The organism is Pseudomonas sp. WOUb67, assembly GCF_050058005.1.
Lineage (GTDB): Bacteria > Pseudomonadota > Gammaproteobacteria > Pseudomonadales > Pseudomonadaceae > Aquipseudomonas > Aquipseudomonas putida_R.
This window is the reverse complement of sequence record NZ_CP170112.1, coordinates 6,324,966-6,340,539: the sequence shown is the minus strand read 5'-3', so window position 1 is coordinate 6,340,539 and position 15,574 is coordinate 6,324,966. Positions and strand designations below refer to the sequence as shown.

Annotated in this window: 14 protein-coding genes and 1 pseudogene; 9 read left to right on the top strand and 6 right to left on the bottom strand. The window is 63.7% G+C overall.

All coding sequences use genetic code 11. The features are described from left to right. The first annotated feature begins 102 nt into the window (after nucleotides 1-102). The gene (locus tag ABOC32_RS28015) at nucleotides 103-825 is read left to right on the top strand and encodes an OmpA family protein (RefSeq protein WP_012270522.1); all 723 of its coding nucleotides are present in this window, start codon (nucleotides 103-105) and stop codon (nucleotides 823-825) included. 90 nt (nucleotides 826-915) lie between these two features. Here the strand turns inward: ABOC32_RS28015 and pta are convergent, their stop codons facing one another. Then, nucleotides 916-3,003 carry a phosphate acetyltransferase gene (gene pta / locus ABOC32_RS28010; protein ID WP_426809652.1) on the bottom strand — a complete coding sequence of 696 codons (2,088 nt, stop codon included), beginning with the start codon at nucleotides 3,001-3,003 and terminating at the stop codon, nucleotides 916-918. 31 nt (nucleotides 3,004-3,034) lie between these two features. Next, nucleotides 3,035-3,337, bottom strand: a complete 303-nt coding sequence (locus tag ABOC32_RS28005) for a DUF3565 domain-containing protein (RefSeq protein WP_043200554.1) — start codon at nucleotides 3,335-3,337, stop codon at nucleotides 3,035-3,037. On the opposite strand from ABOC32_RS28005, the gene ABOC32_RS28000 reads away from it, so the two are divergent. Both ABOC32_RS28000 and ABOC32_RS27995 read left to right on the top strand, forming a co-directional pair. Continuing rightward, nucleotides 3,336-3,821: an FKBP-type peptidyl-prolyl cis-trans isomerase gene (locus ABOC32_RS28000; protein WP_016501463.1), complete on the top strand. Its 486-nt coding sequence runs from the start codon at nucleotides 3,336-3,338 to the stop codon at nucleotides 3,819-3,821. The genes ABOC32_RS28005 and ABOC32_RS28000 overlap by 2 nt on opposite strands. Nucleotides 3,822-3,966: 145 nt before the next feature. Next, on the top strand, nucleotides 3,967-4,449 hold the full coding sequence (locus ABOC32_RS27995; RefSeq protein WP_426809651.1) for a glutathione peroxidase: 483 nt from the start codon (nucleotides 3,967-3,969) through the stop codon (nucleotides 4,447-4,449). Between the two features lie 257 nt (nucleotides 4,450-4,706). On the opposite strand, the gene ABOC32_RS27990 is transcribed toward ABOC32_RS27995, so the two are convergent. Next, a complete protein-coding gene (locus ABOC32_RS27990; RefSeq protein ID WP_426809650.1) occupies nucleotides 4,707-5,897 on the bottom strand; it encodes a glycosyltransferase family 4 protein in 1,191 nt (396 codons plus the stop codon). Nucleotides 5,898-6,054: 157 nt separating this feature from the next. Between ABOC32_RS27990 and ABOC32_RS27985 the strand changes: the two are divergent. Further along, a pseudogene (locus ABOC32_RS27985) lies at nucleotides 6,055-6,804 on the top strand (PAS domain-containing protein); the annotation flags it as partial. A 156-nt stretch (nucleotides 6,805-6,960) separates the two neighbouring features. Continuing rightward, nucleotides 6,961-7,392 carry a methyl-accepting chemotaxis protein gene (locus ABOC32_RS27980; RefSeq protein ID WP_426811667.1) on the top strand — a complete coding sequence of 144 codons (432 nt, stop codon included), beginning with the start codon at nucleotides 6,961-6,963 and terminating at the stop codon, nucleotides 7,390-7,392. A gap of 185 nt (nucleotides 7,393-7,577) precedes the next feature. Here the strand turns inward: ABOC32_RS27980 and cysZ are convergent, their stop codons facing one another. Continuing rightward, on the bottom strand, nucleotides 7,578-8,306 hold the full coding sequence (gene cysZ, locus ABOC32_RS27975) for a sulfate transporter CysZ (RefSeq protein WP_426809649.1): 729 nt from the start codon (nucleotides 8,304-8,306) through the stop codon (nucleotides 7,578-7,580). Between the two features lie 332 nt (nucleotides 8,307-8,638). Between cysZ and trxB the strand changes: the two genes are divergently transcribed. After that, nucleotides 8,639-9,601, top strand: coding sequence for a thioredoxin-disulfide reductase (trxB, locus tag ABOC32_RS27970; protein WP_003247318.1), 963 nt, complete (start codon nucleotides 8,639-8,641; stop codon nucleotides 9,599-9,601). Between the two features lie 178 nt (nucleotides 9,602-9,779). On the opposite strand, the gene nadC is transcribed toward trxB, so the two are convergent. Next, nucleotides 9,780-10,628: a carboxylating nicotinate-nucleotide diphosphorylase gene (gene nadC, locus ABOC32_RS27965; protein WP_426809648.1), complete on the bottom strand. Its 849-nt coding sequence runs from the start codon at nucleotides 10,626-10,628 to the stop codon at nucleotides 9,780-9,782. 242 nt (nucleotides 10,629-10,870) lie between these two features. Between nadC and ABOC32_RS27960 the strand changes: the two genes are divergently transcribed. The 3 genes from ABOC32_RS27960 (at nucleotide 10,871) to ampE (ending at nucleotide 14,515) form a co-directional block, all read left to right on the top strand. Beyond that, on the top strand, nucleotides 10,871-13,027 hold the full coding sequence (locus ABOC32_RS27960; protein ID WP_426809647.1) for a DUF1631 domain-containing protein: 2,157 nt from the start codon (nucleotides 10,871-10,873) through the stop codon (nucleotides 13,025-13,027). An 88-nt stretch (nucleotides 13,028-13,115) separates the two neighbouring features. Next, nucleotides 13,116-13,688, top strand: coding sequence for a 1,6-anhydro-N-acetylmuramyl-L-alanine amidase AmpD (gene ampD / locus ABOC32_RS27955; RefSeq protein WP_086978151.1), 573 nt, complete (start codon nucleotides 13,116-13,118; stop codon nucleotides 13,686-13,688). After that, on the top strand, nucleotides 13,685-14,515 hold the full coding sequence (gene ampE, locus ABOC32_RS27950) for a regulatory signaling modulator protein AmpE (RefSeq protein ID WP_426809646.1): 831 nt from the start codon (nucleotides 13,685-13,687) through the stop codon (nucleotides 14,513-14,515). Before ampD ends, ampE begins: the two co-directional genes overlap by 4 nt. Nucleotides 14,516-14,785: 270 nt before the next feature. Here the strand turns inward: ampE and ABOC32_RS27945 are convergent, their stop codons facing one another. Continuing rightward, a complete protein-coding gene (locus tag ABOC32_RS27945; RefSeq protein WP_426809645.1) occupies nucleotides 14,786-15,574 on the bottom strand; it encodes a TatD family hydrolase in 789 nt (262 codons plus the stop codon).

The window sequence follows — 15,574 nt, the reverse complement described above, 5'->3', positions numbered from 1 at the left end:
TGAAGGCACTTTCATTGAATTTTTCATTGCCGATGCAATCCAAGGCTGGCATAGATCCAGTTGTGATCTGCCGCATTTATGAATTTCAGTAGGAGCTTGTCCATGTTCACCATGCGTCGTCTGATTATCGTCGCAACTGCCGCTGCCCTGATGACTGGCTGTGCCAGCCAGAACCCTTATGACAACCAGGGTCAGGCGCAGGGCTCCACGGGGATGAGCAAGACCGCCAAGTACGGCGGCCTGGGCGCGCTGGCTGGCGCCATCGCCGGTGCTGCCATCGATCACAACAACCGTGGCAAGGGTGCACTGATCGGCGCCGCTGCGGTGGGCGCTGCTGCCGCGGGTTATGGCTACTACGCCGACAAGCAAGAGGCCGAGCTGCGCGCCCAGATGGCCAACACCGGCGTGGAAGTACAACGCCAGGGCGACCAGATCAAACTGATCATGCCGGGCAACATCACCTTTGCCACCGACTCGGCCAACATCGCCCCAAGCTTCTACTCGCCGCTGAACAACCTGGCAGGCTCGTTCAAGCAGTTCAACCAGAACACCATCGAAGTGGTCGGTTTCACCGACAGCACCGGCAGCCGCCAGCACAACATGGACCTGTCCCAGCGCCGTGCGCAGGCGGTCAGCACCTACCTGACCTCGCAGGGTGTGGATGCTTCGCGTATCTCGGTGCGTGGCATGGGCCCGGACCAGCCGATCGCCAGCAACGCCGACGCCAATGGCCGGGCGCAGAACCGCCGCGTGGAAGTTAACCTGAAGCCGATTCCAGGCCAGCAGTATGATCAGCAGCAAGGCCAGGTTCAGCAGTATCCCTGATTGATCCCCGGGGCCGCTCTCACAGGCACTACGCGATCCCTGTAGGAGCGGCCTTGTGCCGCGAACGGGCTGCAAAAGCAGCCCCAGCTATTAGCCCACCACGCTGGCCTGAATCGCCGTCAGGGCAATGGTATGCACAATATCGTCAACCTGAGCCCCGCGCGGCAAGTCGTTCACCGGCTTGCGCAACCCCTGCAGCATCGGCCCAAGGCTGACCCCGTCGGTACTGCGTTGCACCGCTTTGTGCGTGGTGTTGCCCGTGTTCAAGTCAGGGAACACGAACACCGTGGCACGCCCGGCCACCGGGCTATCCGGCGCCAGTTCCCGTGCAATCGCCGGGTTGGCCGCCGCGTCATACTGCAGCGGCCCATCGATCAGCAGCGCCTGCGCTGCACCTTGTGCCAGGCGTGTCGCTTCGCGCACTTTCCCCACTTCTTCATCGCTGGCCGAATCGCTTGAATAACTGATCATCGCCACCCGCGGGGCGATGCCGAAGGCCTGCGCCGATTCAGCACTCTGCCTGGCGATCTCGGCCAGTTCGGTAGCGCTCGGGTGGGGGTTCATCACGCAGTCGCCGTACACCAGCACCTGCTCGGGGAACAGCATGAAGAACACGGACGACACCAGGCTGGAGCCCGGCGCGGTCTTGATCAACTGCAGGGCAGGGCGGATGGTGTTGGCGGTGGAGTGCACCAGGCCCGATACCAGGCCGTCCACTTCGTCCAGGGCCAGCATCATGGTGCCGATCACCACCGGGTCTTCCAGTTGCTGCTCGGCCATCGGTGCGTTGAGGTTCTTGCTCTTGCGCAGCGCCACCATCGGCTCTACGTAGCGCCCGCGAATCAGCTCGGGGTCGAGGATTTCCAGGCCAGGCGGCAGGGTAATGCCTTGGGCGCGGGCCACGGCCTCGACATCCTCGGGCTTGGCCAGCAGCACGCAGCGGGCAATGCCGCGCGCCTGGCAGATGGCTGCGGCCTGCACCAGCAGCGGCTCGGCACCTTCTGGCAGGACGATGCGCTTGTTGGCCTGCTGCGCCCGCTGGATCAGCTGGTAGCGGAATACCGCGGGCGACAGGCGCATCTCGCGGGGGGTACCGCAGCGTTGGTGCAGCCAGGCCGCGTCGAGGTGGCTGGCGACAAAGTCGGTGATGAACTCGGCGCGCTCGCGGTCGTCGACCGGGATCTCGCGGTTCAGCGAATTGAGCTGGTTGGCAGTGTCGTACGAGCCGGTGCTGACCGACAGGATCGGCAGGCCGGCCTGCAGCGCGCCGCGGCACAGGCCGAGGATGCGCGCGTCGGGCTTGCTGTCGCTGGTCAGCAGCAGCCCGGCCAACGGTACGCCATTGATGGCCGCCAGGCTGACGGCAAGGATGATGTCGTCGCGATCGCCCGGGGTGACCACCAGGGTGCCCGAGGTCAGCAGCGGTACCGTGTTGGCCACGGTACGTGCGCAGATGATGATCTTGCTCATGCGCCGCTGTTCGTAGTCGCCGGCGTTGAGCACCTGGGCACCGAGCAGGTCGGCCACGTCGCGGGTGCGCGGGGCGTTCAGCTCAGGCTGGTAGGGGATGCAGCCGAGCAGGCGGAAGTCGTTGCCGCGCAGCAGGGGCGAGTGCTCGCGCAGGCGGGTGGCGAAGTCCGCCATGCTTTCGTCGGTGCGCACCTTGTTGAGGATGACCCCGAGCACCTTCGGGTCGCGTGGGCCGCCGAACAGCTGGGCCTGCAGTTCGACCCGGCCAGACAATTCGCTGAGCACTTCGTTTTCCGGGGCCGACACCAGGATCACCTCGGCATCCAGGCTCTTGGCCAGGTGCAGGTTGACCCGTGCCGCATAGCTGGCGTGGCGCGTGGGCACCATGCCTTCGACCACCACCACGTCATTGCCGACGCAGGCTTGCTGGTAGAGGCGGATGATTTCTTCGAGCAACTCGTCCAGCTGGCCGTCGCCAAGCATGCGCTCGACCTGGGCCAGGCTCAGTGGTACCGGGGGGTTGATGCCGTGGGTGCGGGCCACCAGTTCGGTAGAGCGCTCGGGGCCGGTGTCACCCGGGTGGGGCTGGGCGATCGGCTTGAAGAAACCGACCTTCAGGCCGGCGCGCTCGAGGGTGCGCACCAGGCCCAGGCTGATGGAGGTCAGGCCAACACCGAAGTCGGTCGGCGCAATGAAAAATGTCTGCATGCGTGCTTCTCGAAATAAGCGGTGCAAGAAATTAGCGGCCAAGGGTAGCGCCATCGGCCCCTTGTGCGCACCAGCCGCAAGCAAAAGCCTGGCCGATGCGCTGCGCGCGTTGTGCCGGGTCCAGCACCCAGGGGCGTGATTGCCACGGCGGTTGGTGGCGCAGGTGCTGGGTATGGCCGCAGGACAGTTCGGCCACCCAGTGGCCTTCTTCGTCCTGGTGAAAGCCGGTGATCCGACTGATGGGCCGTTGCTTGTCCGCAGTGCGTTCGCAATCGGACGATGGCTTGGTTACACTTGTCCGCTCTACATACTTTTGCAAAAGGTCTTGCCCCATGCTGATCGCCGCCAACAAGGCTGTCTCCATCGACTATACCCTGACCAACGACGCCGGGGAGACCATCGACAGCTCCGCCGGTGGCGCGCCGCTGGTCTACCTGCACGGTGCCGGCAACATCATCCCGGGCCTGGAAAAAGCCCTGGAAGGCAAACAGGCTGGTGACGAGCTGAACGTTTCCATCGAGCCGGAAGACGCCTACGGCGAATACCTGGCCGAGCTGGTCAGCACCCTGAACCGCAGCCTGTTCGAAGGCGTCGACGAGCTGGAAGTGGGCATGCAGTTCCACGCTTCGGCACCGGACGGCCAGATGCAGATCGTCACCATCCGTGACCTCGACGGCGACGACGTCACCGTTGACGGCAACCACCCGCTGGCCGGCCAGCGCCTGACCTTCCAGGTCAAGGTTGTCGACGTGCGTGACGCCAGCGAAGAAGAAATCGCTCACCGTCACATCCACGGTGAAGGTGGCCATCACCACTGATTTTCTGCGCTAAGCTCAGAAAGTCGCCAGGCGCTCGGGCAAGCCGATTTGCCTTCCTACGGGAGGTGAACGGTTTGGACGGGCGCCTTTTTAGTGGGCGGAATTCGCCTGCGCGGCAACCGGGAACCTGAGAGGGGATATCATCATGAGTGCATTTCACGACCTGAAACTGGACGCGCTGAACGGCGGGGAACTGCCACTCGCACCGTTCAAGGGCCAAGTGGTGCTGGTGGTCAACGTTGCCTCCAAATGTGGTCTCACGCCGCAATACAAGGCCCTGGAAAACCTCTATCAGGTTTACAAGGGCAAGGGCTTCAACGTGCTTGGCCTGCCGTGCAACCAGTTTGCCGGCCAGGAACCGGGCAGCGAAAAGGAAATCCAGGACTTCTGCAGCCTCAACTACGGGGTGAGCTTCCCGCTGGGCGGCAAGCTGGAAGTCAACGGGCCGCAACGCCATTCGTTGTACCGCCTGCTGGCGGGCGAGGGGGCCGAGTTCCCCGGCGACATCACCTGGAATTTCGAGAAATTCCTGGTGGGCAAGGATGGGCGGGTGCTGGCCCGTTTCTCGCCGCGCACGGCGCCGGATGACCCTACGGTGGTGCAGGCAATCGAGAAAGCACTGGTCTGAAGAGTGCCTGCCGCGGAATTTTTGCCGCCTGGTAGACCGCGCGCCGCCCGCGCGGCGCATCGCGAGCTGCGCTCGCTCCTACGTTTGTTTCTGGCCAATTTTTCCTGTTGGATTTGCGCGCGAATGCCTTGACGCATGGCTCGATACCGCGTCGTACAAACCAGGCGGTCGCGCGCGCCTATAACAGGCGTTACTGGCCAGAAATAAACGTAGGAGCGAGCGCAGCTCGCGATGCGCCGCGCGGGCGGCGCTCGATCTCACAGGCGCTGCACATATTGAGCAGAACGCCCAGTCGCAGCACCGGTTTGCTGGCAAGCACCATATAGATACCCCTCAAACTGCTCGACAATCGCCGCCCAGCCCTGACGGCTGGCATGCTGCCGCGCATTCAGGCGCACACGGCGCAATGTTTCCTCCTCCTCCAGCAGCCAGCAAGCCGCATCGACAAACGCCGCCTGGTCCCCCGGCATGGCCAGCGCACCGCTGTGGCCATGGCGAATATGCTGCGCAGCCGCCGCCTCGTCATAAGCAACCACCGCCAACCCCGAAGCCATGGCTTCGAGCACCACATTGCCAAAGGTTTCGGTCAGGCTCGGGAACAGGAACAGGTCACCGCTGGCGTAATGCTCGGCCAGCACCTCGCCGCGCTGGGCACCGCAGAAAATCGCGTCCGGTATCTGCTGTTGGAGGGCGGCGCGCTGCGGGCCGTCACCCACCATGATCAGGCGCAGGCGCTTCTGTGGATAAGCCTTCTGCAATGCATCAAGGCAAGGCCGCAGCAAGCCAAGGTTCTTTTCCACCGCCAGCCGCCCGACATGCAGCACGGCGAGATCGTCCGGGCCTAGCCCCCAGCTTTCGCGCAACGCCTGGCTGCGTCGGGCCGGGTTGAACAGGCAGGCATCGACACCACGGGCCAGCAGCTCCAGGCGCTCGAAACCACGGCGTTCAAGCTCCAGGCGCTGGCTGACACTGGGTACCAGGGTGATCGCCGTGCGCCGATGGAACCAGCGCAGGTAGTGGGTGAGCAGGCGTGCCAGCAAACCCAGGCCGTACTGGCCGGAGTACTGCGGGAAGTTGGTGTGAAAGCCGCTGACGACCGCGATCCCCAGGCGCCTGGCCGCGCGCAGTGCGCTGAGCCCCAGCGGCCCCTCGGTGGCGATATACAGCACGTCCGGGCGCTGCCGCCGCCAGCGGCGCAACAACTTGTGCATCGACACCTCGCCCCACTGCAAACCGGGGTAGCCAGGCAGCGCCCAGCCACGGCACAGCATCAGGTGTGGGTCGTTGTGCACGGGTGCTTCGCCAGCTTGGCGCGGGCGCACCACCTCGACCACATGGCCGCGCTGACGCAACCCTTCGCCAAGGCGGCCAAGGGTGTTGGCCACGCCGTTGATTTCGGGTGGGAAGGTTTCGCTGACCAGGGTAATGCGTAGGGCGGGTGTATTCATGACAAAAAGTTTCCGCCTGCCGGGTTGCGCCAATGTGACTGCAATGTGACAGGCAAATGACGCCTGACCGCTGACGCTTTTGCCTTTATGAATATTTCGTTGCGCGGTGCTCAAGAAGGTGCAACCGGCAGCCGATGAAGATGCATTCGACTAGGTGATGCGCTCCAGGAGTGCGGTGATGTTCAACAGCAAGCTCAAGCAAGAAATCCGGCAGCTGCGCGAAGACCTGATGTCCGTGGAACAGGTCAAGAGTAGCCTCGACAGCGAGATGCTGGTACTTCAGCTCGACCCACAGGGACGGATCGAGATGGTCAACGGTAATTTCGAGAGCGAAATGCTCTACCGTTCCGATCAATTGCTTGGACGCAACATCGAGGACATCGTCCCTGCCCATGTGAAATCGCTGGATTTCTACCAACGCATGAAGAGCGCGATCAGCCGTGGCGAGCACCTGAACGGCGCCTTCCGCCTGCTGCGTGGCAATGGCCAGGAAGCCTGGCTGCGGTCGATCCTGCAGCCGGTGAAGAACAGCGAGGGGCGCATCAAGTACTTCACGCTGCACTCCAGCGACCTGACCCGCACCATCGAGACGTCCCGCGAGCACGAAAGCCTGATCAAGGCGCTGATGCGCTCTACCGCGGTCATCGAGTTTGCCCTCGACGGCACCATCCTCACGGCCAATGATCGCTTCCTGGCCAGCGTTGGGTACCGGCTGGAGCAGATCCGCGGCAAGCATCACCGCATGTTCTGCGCGCCGGAAGAGGCCAACTCGGTCGGTTACCAGGCCTTCTGGGACAAATTGCGCCGTGGCGAGTACGTTGCCGAGCGCTTCAAACGCATCGATGCCCATGGCCGGGTGATCTGGCTGGAAGCCTCGTACAACCCGCTGTTCGACGCCCACGACGTACTCTACAAAGTGGTCAAGTTCGCCACCGTGATTACCGACCAGGTCAATCAGGAGCAGGCGGTGGCCGAGGCAGCAGATGTGGCCTACAACACCTCGCTGGGTACTGATGTCAGCGCCCAGAAGGCCACCGATGTGGTTACCCAGACCGTCAGCGTGATGCGCGGCCTGGAAGCCTCGATGCAGGAGGCGGCCGAGGGCATCCAGGCGCTGGATACACAGTCACGGGTGATTGGCTCGATCATCAAGACCATCAGCGACATTGCCGGGCAAACCAACCTGCTGGCGCTCAACGCCGCCATCGAAGCGGCCCGCGCGGGCGAGCAGGGGCGGGGTTTTGCCGTGGTTGCCGACGAAGTGCGCCAATTGGCCTCGCGCACCAGCACCGCTACCGAGGAAATCGCCCGGGTAGTGAAGCAGAACGAGCAACTGGCGCAGGCGGCGGTGGAGATCATCGACACCAGCAAGCGCCAGGCAGAGCAGGGGCTGGCGCTGGCTGACGAGACGGGCAGCGTGATTGTCGAGATCCAGGACGGGGCGAAGCGGGTAGTAGATGTAGTGGGGCAGTTTTCCAGCCGGTTGGGGCAGTGAGGTGTTGCTATAGGGCCGCATCGCGGCCCCTGTAGGATCCATCGACTTGTGCAATAACCGGAAGTTGGCGCGAACCCTGTGGGAGCGGGTTTACCCGCGAACACCGGCGAAGCCGGTGCCATACACCGGGTTGGATTCTTCGCGGGTAAACCCGCTCCCACAGGGGCTGTGTCAGCATGTAGAAACTAGTTGCGCTCCCGCACCCAGAACAACGTAGCCCCCGCCACCGCCGCCGGCATCATCAGCACGTTCACCCCCGGAATCATCAGTGCCAGGTAGGTGATGCCGCCAAAACCCAGCGACTGCCAACGCTTGCTGCGCAGCCAGGCGAGCATGTCCTGCCAGCTCATCTTGTTGTTGTCCGCCGGGTAGTCGATGTACTGGATGGCCATCATCCATACCCCGAACATCAGCCACAGTGGCGCGGCGATGACGTTGACCACCGGGATCAGCGACAGGATGAACAGGCCGATGGCCCGTGGCAGGAAGTAGCCCAGCTTGCGCATTTCGCGGCTGAAGGTGCGTGGCACCATGGCCACCAGCTCACCCCAGCTGAACGCCGGGAAGGTGTCTTCGCCACGCACCACCACTTCGACCTTTTCCGCCAGGAAACCGTTGAACGGCGCGGCAATGATGTTGGCCACCAGGGTGAAGGTGAAGAACACCATCAATACCAGCAAGGCAACGAACAGCGGCCAGAGTATGTAGCTGAGAAAGCTCAGCCAGTCTGGCAGCGTTGGCATCAGGGCATCGAGCCACAGGCTGAACTGGTGGCCGGCGAAGTAGACCATGCCACCGAACAGCAGCACGTTGACCGCCAGCGGCAGCAGCACGAACAACCGCAGGTTGGGGCTCAGCACCAGTTTCAGGCCTTCGCGCAGGTATTGGGGGCCGGAGAGGACAGGGGCTTGCATCGGGAGACTCCGCAGAGAAGGAAAACGCGCTGACCTTACCGAGTTTGCCGCGCCGACGAAAGGCGGCTGGCAAACGGGAAACGGGCTGTAACAAAAGCACCGGGGGCTGGGCGATCGATGAAATCAATGAATAGACGGTGGCTATGAGGTGGATTGTCTAAGGATATTTCCTTAATCTTTGCGACCTCGCTACAGTGCGCTCAACTTTTCCGCTTTTCGGGCCTGCGCGTTGTAGCCTTCCCCAAGTGCTGCGTGGGTCCGTTTTAATTTTCCAGCTGGCGCAGCCGGTACACCGATGCCGGCCCGTGCCGCCGGCTCGACAGGAGTTCGACATGTCTGAAGTACGTCATTCGCGCGTCATCATTCTCGGTTCCGGCCCTGCCGGTTACAGCGCTGCAGTCTACGCTGCCCGCGCCAACCTCAAGCCGCTGCTGATCACCGGCATGCAGGCTGGCGGCCAGCTGACCACCACCACCGAAGTCGACAACTGGCCGGGCGACCCCCACGGCCTGACTGGCCCGGCCCTGATGCAGCGCATGCAGGAACACGCCGAGCGTTTCGAAACCGAAATCGTCTTCGACCACATCAATGCCGTCGACCTGGCCAACAAGCCGTTCACCCTGCAGGGCGACAGCGGCAAGTACACCTGCGACGCACTGATCATCGCCACCGGTGCCAGCGCCCGCTACCTGGGCCTGCCGTCGGAAGAAACCTTCATGGGCAAGGGCGTTTCGGCCTGCGCCACCTGCGACGGTTTCTTCTACCGCAACAAGCCGGTCGCCGTGGTTGGCGGCGGCAACACTGCCGTGGAAGAGGCGCTGTACCTGGCCAACATCGCCAGCAAGGTTACCCTGGTGCACCGTCGCGAGACCTTCCGCGCCGAGAAGATCCTGGTCGACAAGCTCAACGCCCGTGTGGCCGAAGGCAAGATCGAGCTCAAGCTCAACGCCACCCTGGACGAAGTGTTGGGTGACAACATGGGCGTAACCGGTGCGCGCCTGAAGAACAACGACGGCAGCAGCGACGAAATCAAGGTCGACGGCGTATTCATCGCCATTGGCCACACCCCGAACACTTCGCTGTTCGAAGGCCAGCTGACCCTCAAGGACGGCTACCTGGTGGTCAACGGCGGCCGTGAAGGCAACGCTACCGCCACCAACGTTGAAGGTGTGTTCGCTGCAGGTGACGTGGCTGACCACGTTTACCGTCAGGCCATTACCTCGGCCGGCGCTGGCTGCATGGCGGCCCTGGACGTGGAGCGTTACCTGGACGGCCTGGCCAACGCCTCGTTCTGATCCAGCAACGCCGGGGCCGCTTTGCGGCCCTATCGCCGGCAAGCCAGCTCCCACAGGTACTGCACAGCCCTCAGGCCTTTCACGGTACCTGTGGGAGCTGGCTTGCCGGCGATAGGGCCCTCAGCGACGGCAACAAAAAACCGGCTCGATGGCCGGTTTTTTTATGCCTGCGGTCAGCTCACAGGCTCAACCGCATGGACAGGTCCACTGCTTTCACATCCTTGGTCATGGCACCAATCGAGATGTAGTCCACGCCGGTCTCGGCAATTACCCGCAGGGTCGTTTCGTTGACCCCGCCACTGGCCTCCAGCTTGGCTTTGCCCGCGTTGATGCGTACCGCTTCGCGCATTTCGTCCAGGTTCAGCTCGTCGAGCATGATGATGTCCGCGCCCGCTGCCAGCGCGTCGCGCAGTTCTTCCAGGCTTTCCACTTCGATCTCTACCGGCTTGCCCGGCGCAATACGGTGCGCCGCGGTTACGGCCTCGGCCACACCACCGCTGGCGGCGATGTGGTTTTCCTTGATCAGGAAGGCGTCGTACAGGCCGATGCGGTGGTTGTCGCAGCCGCCGCACGTCACCGCGTACTTCTGTGCCAGGCGCAGGCCAGGCAGGGTCTTGCGGGTGTCCAGCAGACGCACCTGGGTACCTTCCACCAGGTCGGCCAGGGAGCGCGCACGGGTAGCGACCCCCGACAGCATCTGCAGGAAATTCAGCGCGCTGCGCTCACCGCTGAGCAGCGAGCGGGCCGGGCCTTCCAGGTGGAACAGCGGCTGGTTGGCCGTGGCGCGGTCACCGTCGGCCACCTGCCAGTGCACCGCCACGCGCGGGTCGAGCTGGCGAAACACGGCATCGACCCAGGCAGTGCCGGCAATCACGCAGTCTTCGCGGGTGATGATGGTCGCCTTGGCCAGGCGCTCGGCCGGGATCAGCTGCGCGGTGATGTCGCCACTGCCGATGTCCTCCAACAGTGCGCGGCGCACGTTGGCTTCGATTTCAGCGGTCAGGTCGGCAAGGCGTAGGTTCGGCATGGTCGGCTCCACAAGCTAGATGCCGGCGATTATAGGGCAGGGGGCCGATGTGTACAGCCGCCCCGGCCATGACCTTTGGTCGGTCTTCGTGAGCAATGCCTGCAAACGAGGGTCATTAACCCGTCCATGAATCGGCGCTGGCAGCTGTGCGATTTTTTACTGATAATGGTGACCAGTATTTGGCGTCATAGCTTTGACGATTTTCGGCCCCTTCGGGCATGACACCCTGCAAGGAGTCCAGGATGCAAAAAGAAGGCAAGGTGGTGCCCCTGGCGGCAGCCATCGACCGAGGGGCGCGTCCGCCTCTGCCTTGCCTTCCGGTATTGCTCCTGCAAGTGCGCGACAAGGCTGCGCTGCAATTGCGCCAGGGCCTTCAGGCGCTGTTCGACAATGCCGACGACACCCTGTTCGAGATGGCCGACAAGGCCGTTGATCGCTGCGACCAGAACCTCTACTTCGAGGCCATGCGCGACCTGCGCCTGAAGCGCAAAAGTATCGAACGCGGCTTCCTTGATACCTTCTATGACACCTACGCGCGCATCGGCCAGGTCGACCTGCTGGCGGATCTGGCTGAACCAGGCAACCTGCGCAGCAAGGTGCAACTGGAGCGGGCGGCGGCCATCGACGGCATGGTTGCGCGGGTGCTGTCACGCGATGGCATTGCCCTGCAGCAACTGGGCCTGCGCTTGCAGGCCTTGCTCGACCGCCCCGTGCATGAGCAGCGCAACCCGCTGGGCCCTGCTGCATTGTGCGGGTACTTCCTCGAAGCTGGCCGTAACCTGGGGGTGGGCCTGCGGGTCAAACTGGTCCTGCTCAAGCTGTTCGAGCGTTATGTCTTGCGCGATGCCGACGTCATCTATGCCGAAGCCAACCAGTTGCTGGCCGTCGCCGGTGTGCTGCCCGAGTTGCAACCGGCCCCGCGCCGTCGCGCCGAAGACCGGCGCATGAGGGCAGGGCGAGGGCCGGCAAGCCAAGGCCAGGAAGTGGGGGCGGATGCAGCAGGTCAGGCCTTCTTTGCTTCGTTGCAAACCTTGCTGGCCCCGGCGCGCGGGCAGTTCGCACCGCGATTGCAGGCGGTGGCTGCCGCCCAGTCGATCAGCACTGCCGACCTGGTCCGCCTGCTTTCGCATTTGCAGCACTACGTGCCGGCTACCGGCGAGCCTGATGATTTCGAGCTCGGCCAACAGCTCGAACAACTGCTGCTGCGGGTCAGCGTGCGCAGTGGCACGCGCCGGCGCATCGCCGTGGCAGACGAGGACATGATCAACCTGGTCGGCCTGCTGTTCGCCTGTATTCAAGGCGACGACAACCTGCCGGCCAGCCTGCGTGCGCTGATCGCGCGCCTGCATATCCCGCTGCTCAAGGTGGCCCTGCTGGACAAGGGGTTGTTCAGCCGCGCCAGTCACCCGGCCCGCCGGTTGCTCAACGAAATCGCAGGCGCGGCCATTGGCTGGGAGTGCGGCGGCGAAGGCCTGCGCGACAGCCTGCACTTGCGGGTAGAGCGCATAGTCCAGCGCTTGATCAATGATTTTGCCGAAGATGTCGGCCTTTTTGCCGAACTGCTCGATGAGTTCCTTGCGTTCAACCACGAGGAACGGCGGCGCAACGAGTTGCTTGAGCAACGCACGCGCGACGCCGAAGAAGGGCGTGCCCGTGCCCTGCAGGCCCGGCAGCAGGTGCAGCGGGTGCTCAACCAGCGCCTGCGTGGCCGGTTTTTGCCCCTGGTGGTGGTGCAAATGCTGGTACAGGCCTGGAGCCAGGTACTGCTGCTGGCCTGGCTAAAGCAGGGTGAGGCCTCCCAGGCCTGGCGGGATGCGCTGCACACGCTAGACACGCTATTGGCCAGCATCAGCCCCGGACATGAGCCGCAAACCCTGTTGCAGCAGGTGCCGGGCCTGCTCAAGGCGCTGCGTGATGGCTTGGCCAGCGTGGCCCTGAATTCGGCGGCCACCCGTGAGTTCTTCCTGCAACTGGAGCAATTGCACCTGCGTGCCTGCGCAGGCGCTGAGCTAGCAGTTGGCCATGACCAACCCTTGGCCGAAGTGCTGGTGGACGAAGAGATCGTGCTGGCGATTGCCGAAGAGCCGTCCTGCGCGCCCTTGCACGTTGCCGATAGCCAGGCAGCGGCGTTGCGGCAGGTGCAGCGCTTGCGCATTGGTACCTGGGTTGAAGTACTTGATGAAGACGAACCGCTGCGCTGCAAGCTGGTGGCACACATCGACAGCAGCGACAGGCTGGTGTTTGCCAACCGCACCGGCATGAAGGTGCGCGAGTGGAACGGTGCGGGCCTGGCGCAGGCGCTACATCGGGGGGAGGTGCGGGTGCTGGATGACGGGTTGTTGTTCGAGCGGGCGCTGGAGGCGGTGCTCGACGGGCTGCGGCAACCGCAGGTGCGGTAGCCGGCAACATTACAATCATTCACATGCAAACGGCGTTGGCGGCAGGGCATACTGTGGTTCTGTTCAAGGCGCTTTCAGGATTTGCCCCATGCAATTGGACCGTGCCACTGGCTGGTTCCACGGAATCGGAATCACCCACTGCCCCTCGCCGAACTTCAATGCTCGCCCCGAAGGCGAATCGGTTTCCCTGCTGGTGATCCACAACATCAGCCTGCCGCCGGCCTGCTTTGGTACCGGCAAGGTGCAGCAGTTCTTCCAGAACCGCCTGGACCCCGACGAACACCCTTACTTCGCCAGCATCAGCCAACTGACCGTGTCGGCGCACCTGTTCGTCGAACGTGACGGGGCGGTGACGCAGTTCGTGTCGTTGCTGGAGCGCGCCTGGCATGCGGGTGTGTCGCGCTTTGACGGGCGCGAAGGCTGCAACGATTTTTCCATCGGCATCGAGCTGGAAGGCACCGACGACCTGCCCTATACCGATGCCCAGTACGGCGTGCTGGAGCAGCTTACCCGGCACATTCGCAGCGCCTGGCCGGCCATCGACCTGGGCCGCATTCAGGGCCACAGCGACATTGCCCCGCAACGCAAGACCGACCCCGGCCCGTCGTTCGATTGGCCGCGCTACCGTGAAGCGTTGCTGCACAACGAGGACAAGGCATGAGTTTTCTGGTGTTGTTGCTGGCGCTGTGGGTCGAGAAGTTTTCAGCCCTGCGCCATCAAGTGCAACGTGATGGGTTTTTTCTTGGCGAGCTGGTACGCCTGGAGCGTAGCGGCAAGGTGCACCCTTGGTGGACGCTGGCCATCCTGGTGTTGGCACCGGTAGCGCTGCTGGTGTTGCTGCTGCATGTGCTGGAGCCGGTGGCCTATGGGCTGTTGGCCTTGCCGGTGCATCTGCTGGTGCTGGTCTACAGCCTGGGCCGTGGCGATGCCAAGGCATCGCTGGGCCCGTTCCGTGATGCCTGGCGGCGCGGTGATGATCAAGCGGCGCTGCATGTTGCAGAGCGCGACCTGGGCGTGGTGGCGGATGAGCCGCATAGCCTGTTGGTGCGTGTGCAGGGCAACCTGCTGTGGCAGGTGTACCAAGGCTTTTTCGCGGTGATCTTCTGGTATTTCGTGCTGGGCCCTGGTGCCGCGCTGGCCTATCGCCTGCTGGCGCTGGGCGGCGAGCACAGCCAGCAGCCTGCGCTGAAGGCGCGGGCCGAACAACTGCGGCACATCATGGACTGGCTGCCGGTTCGCTTGATGGCGTTGAGCTTTGCCCTGGTGGGCAACTTCCTTGCAGTGACCCGGGTGATGTTGCACGAGGTGCTCAACTGGCACATCAGCGCTGCCCACCTGGTGGCGCGGGTGGGGCGTATTGCCGATGACATTCCCGATGAAGAAGACAGCCAGCGTGGGTTGGGGCGGCTGGACAGCCTGTGGGAGTTGCTGCTGCGCTGTGCGGTGCTGTGGTATGCCGGTTTCGCGCTGTGGACCGTGCTCGTCTGACATGGGGTCGCCTTGCTATTTACGTCGCCTGGCAGATCGAGCGCCGCCCGCGCGGCGCATCGCGAGCTGTGCTCGCTCCTACGTTTGTTTCGGGCCAATTATTCCTGTGGGATTTGCGCGCGAACGCTTCGGCGCAAGGCGCGATATCACGTCGTACGAACAAGGCGGTCGCGCGCCTGTCACAGGCGTGACTGGCCCGAAACAAACGTAGGAGCGAGCGCAGCTCGCGATGCGCCGCGCGGGCGGCGCTCGATTAGGCAGGCGCAGCAACTACAAAGGCGAGCACCAGCCAAACAACTCGCAAGCATTGCGGCTGCTAGCCTCAGCCAGCTTCCCGACATCAACACCCATCACCTCGGCCAGCGCCTCGGCAATCTCCGGCAGATGCTCCGGGCTATTGCGCACGCCCGGGTACATCACCGGCGCCATATCCGGCGCATCGGTCTCCAGCACCACACTCTCCAACGGCAGCCGTGCCAGGGTCTTGCGCAGCCGCAGTGCCTGCGGCCAGGTGCCGGCACCGCCAAGCCCAAGCCTAAAGCCTAGCTTGATGTATTCGCGCGCCTCTTCGTAACTGCCGGCAAACGCATGAATCACGCCCGCCCGCGCCGGCTTGTAGCGCTTGAGCGTGGCGATTACCTGGGCATGGCTGCGGCGCACGTGCAACAGCGCGGGCAGGTCGAAGTCGCAGGCCATTTGCAGTTGCGCTTCGAACAGGGCCTGTTGGCGGGTTTTGTCCAGGTCTTCGAGGTAGTAGTCCAGGCCAAACTCGCCCACGGCGCACAGCCGTGGGTCGCCGTGCAGGCGCTCTAGCCATTCGCGCAGTTGCACCAGGTGCTCCGGACGATGCTGGTCGAGGTACACCGGGTGCAGGCCGAGTGCCGCAAACAGGCGCTGATCGGTGCAGGCGAGGTCCCACACCCGCTGGAAATTCGCCTGGTACACCCCCAGCACCACCATCCGTTCCACCCCGCGTGCCGCCGCGTTGGCCAGCAGGCGCGGGCGGTCGGCGTCGAAATCCGGGAAGTCCAGGTGGGTGTGGGTGTCGATCAGGCGCAT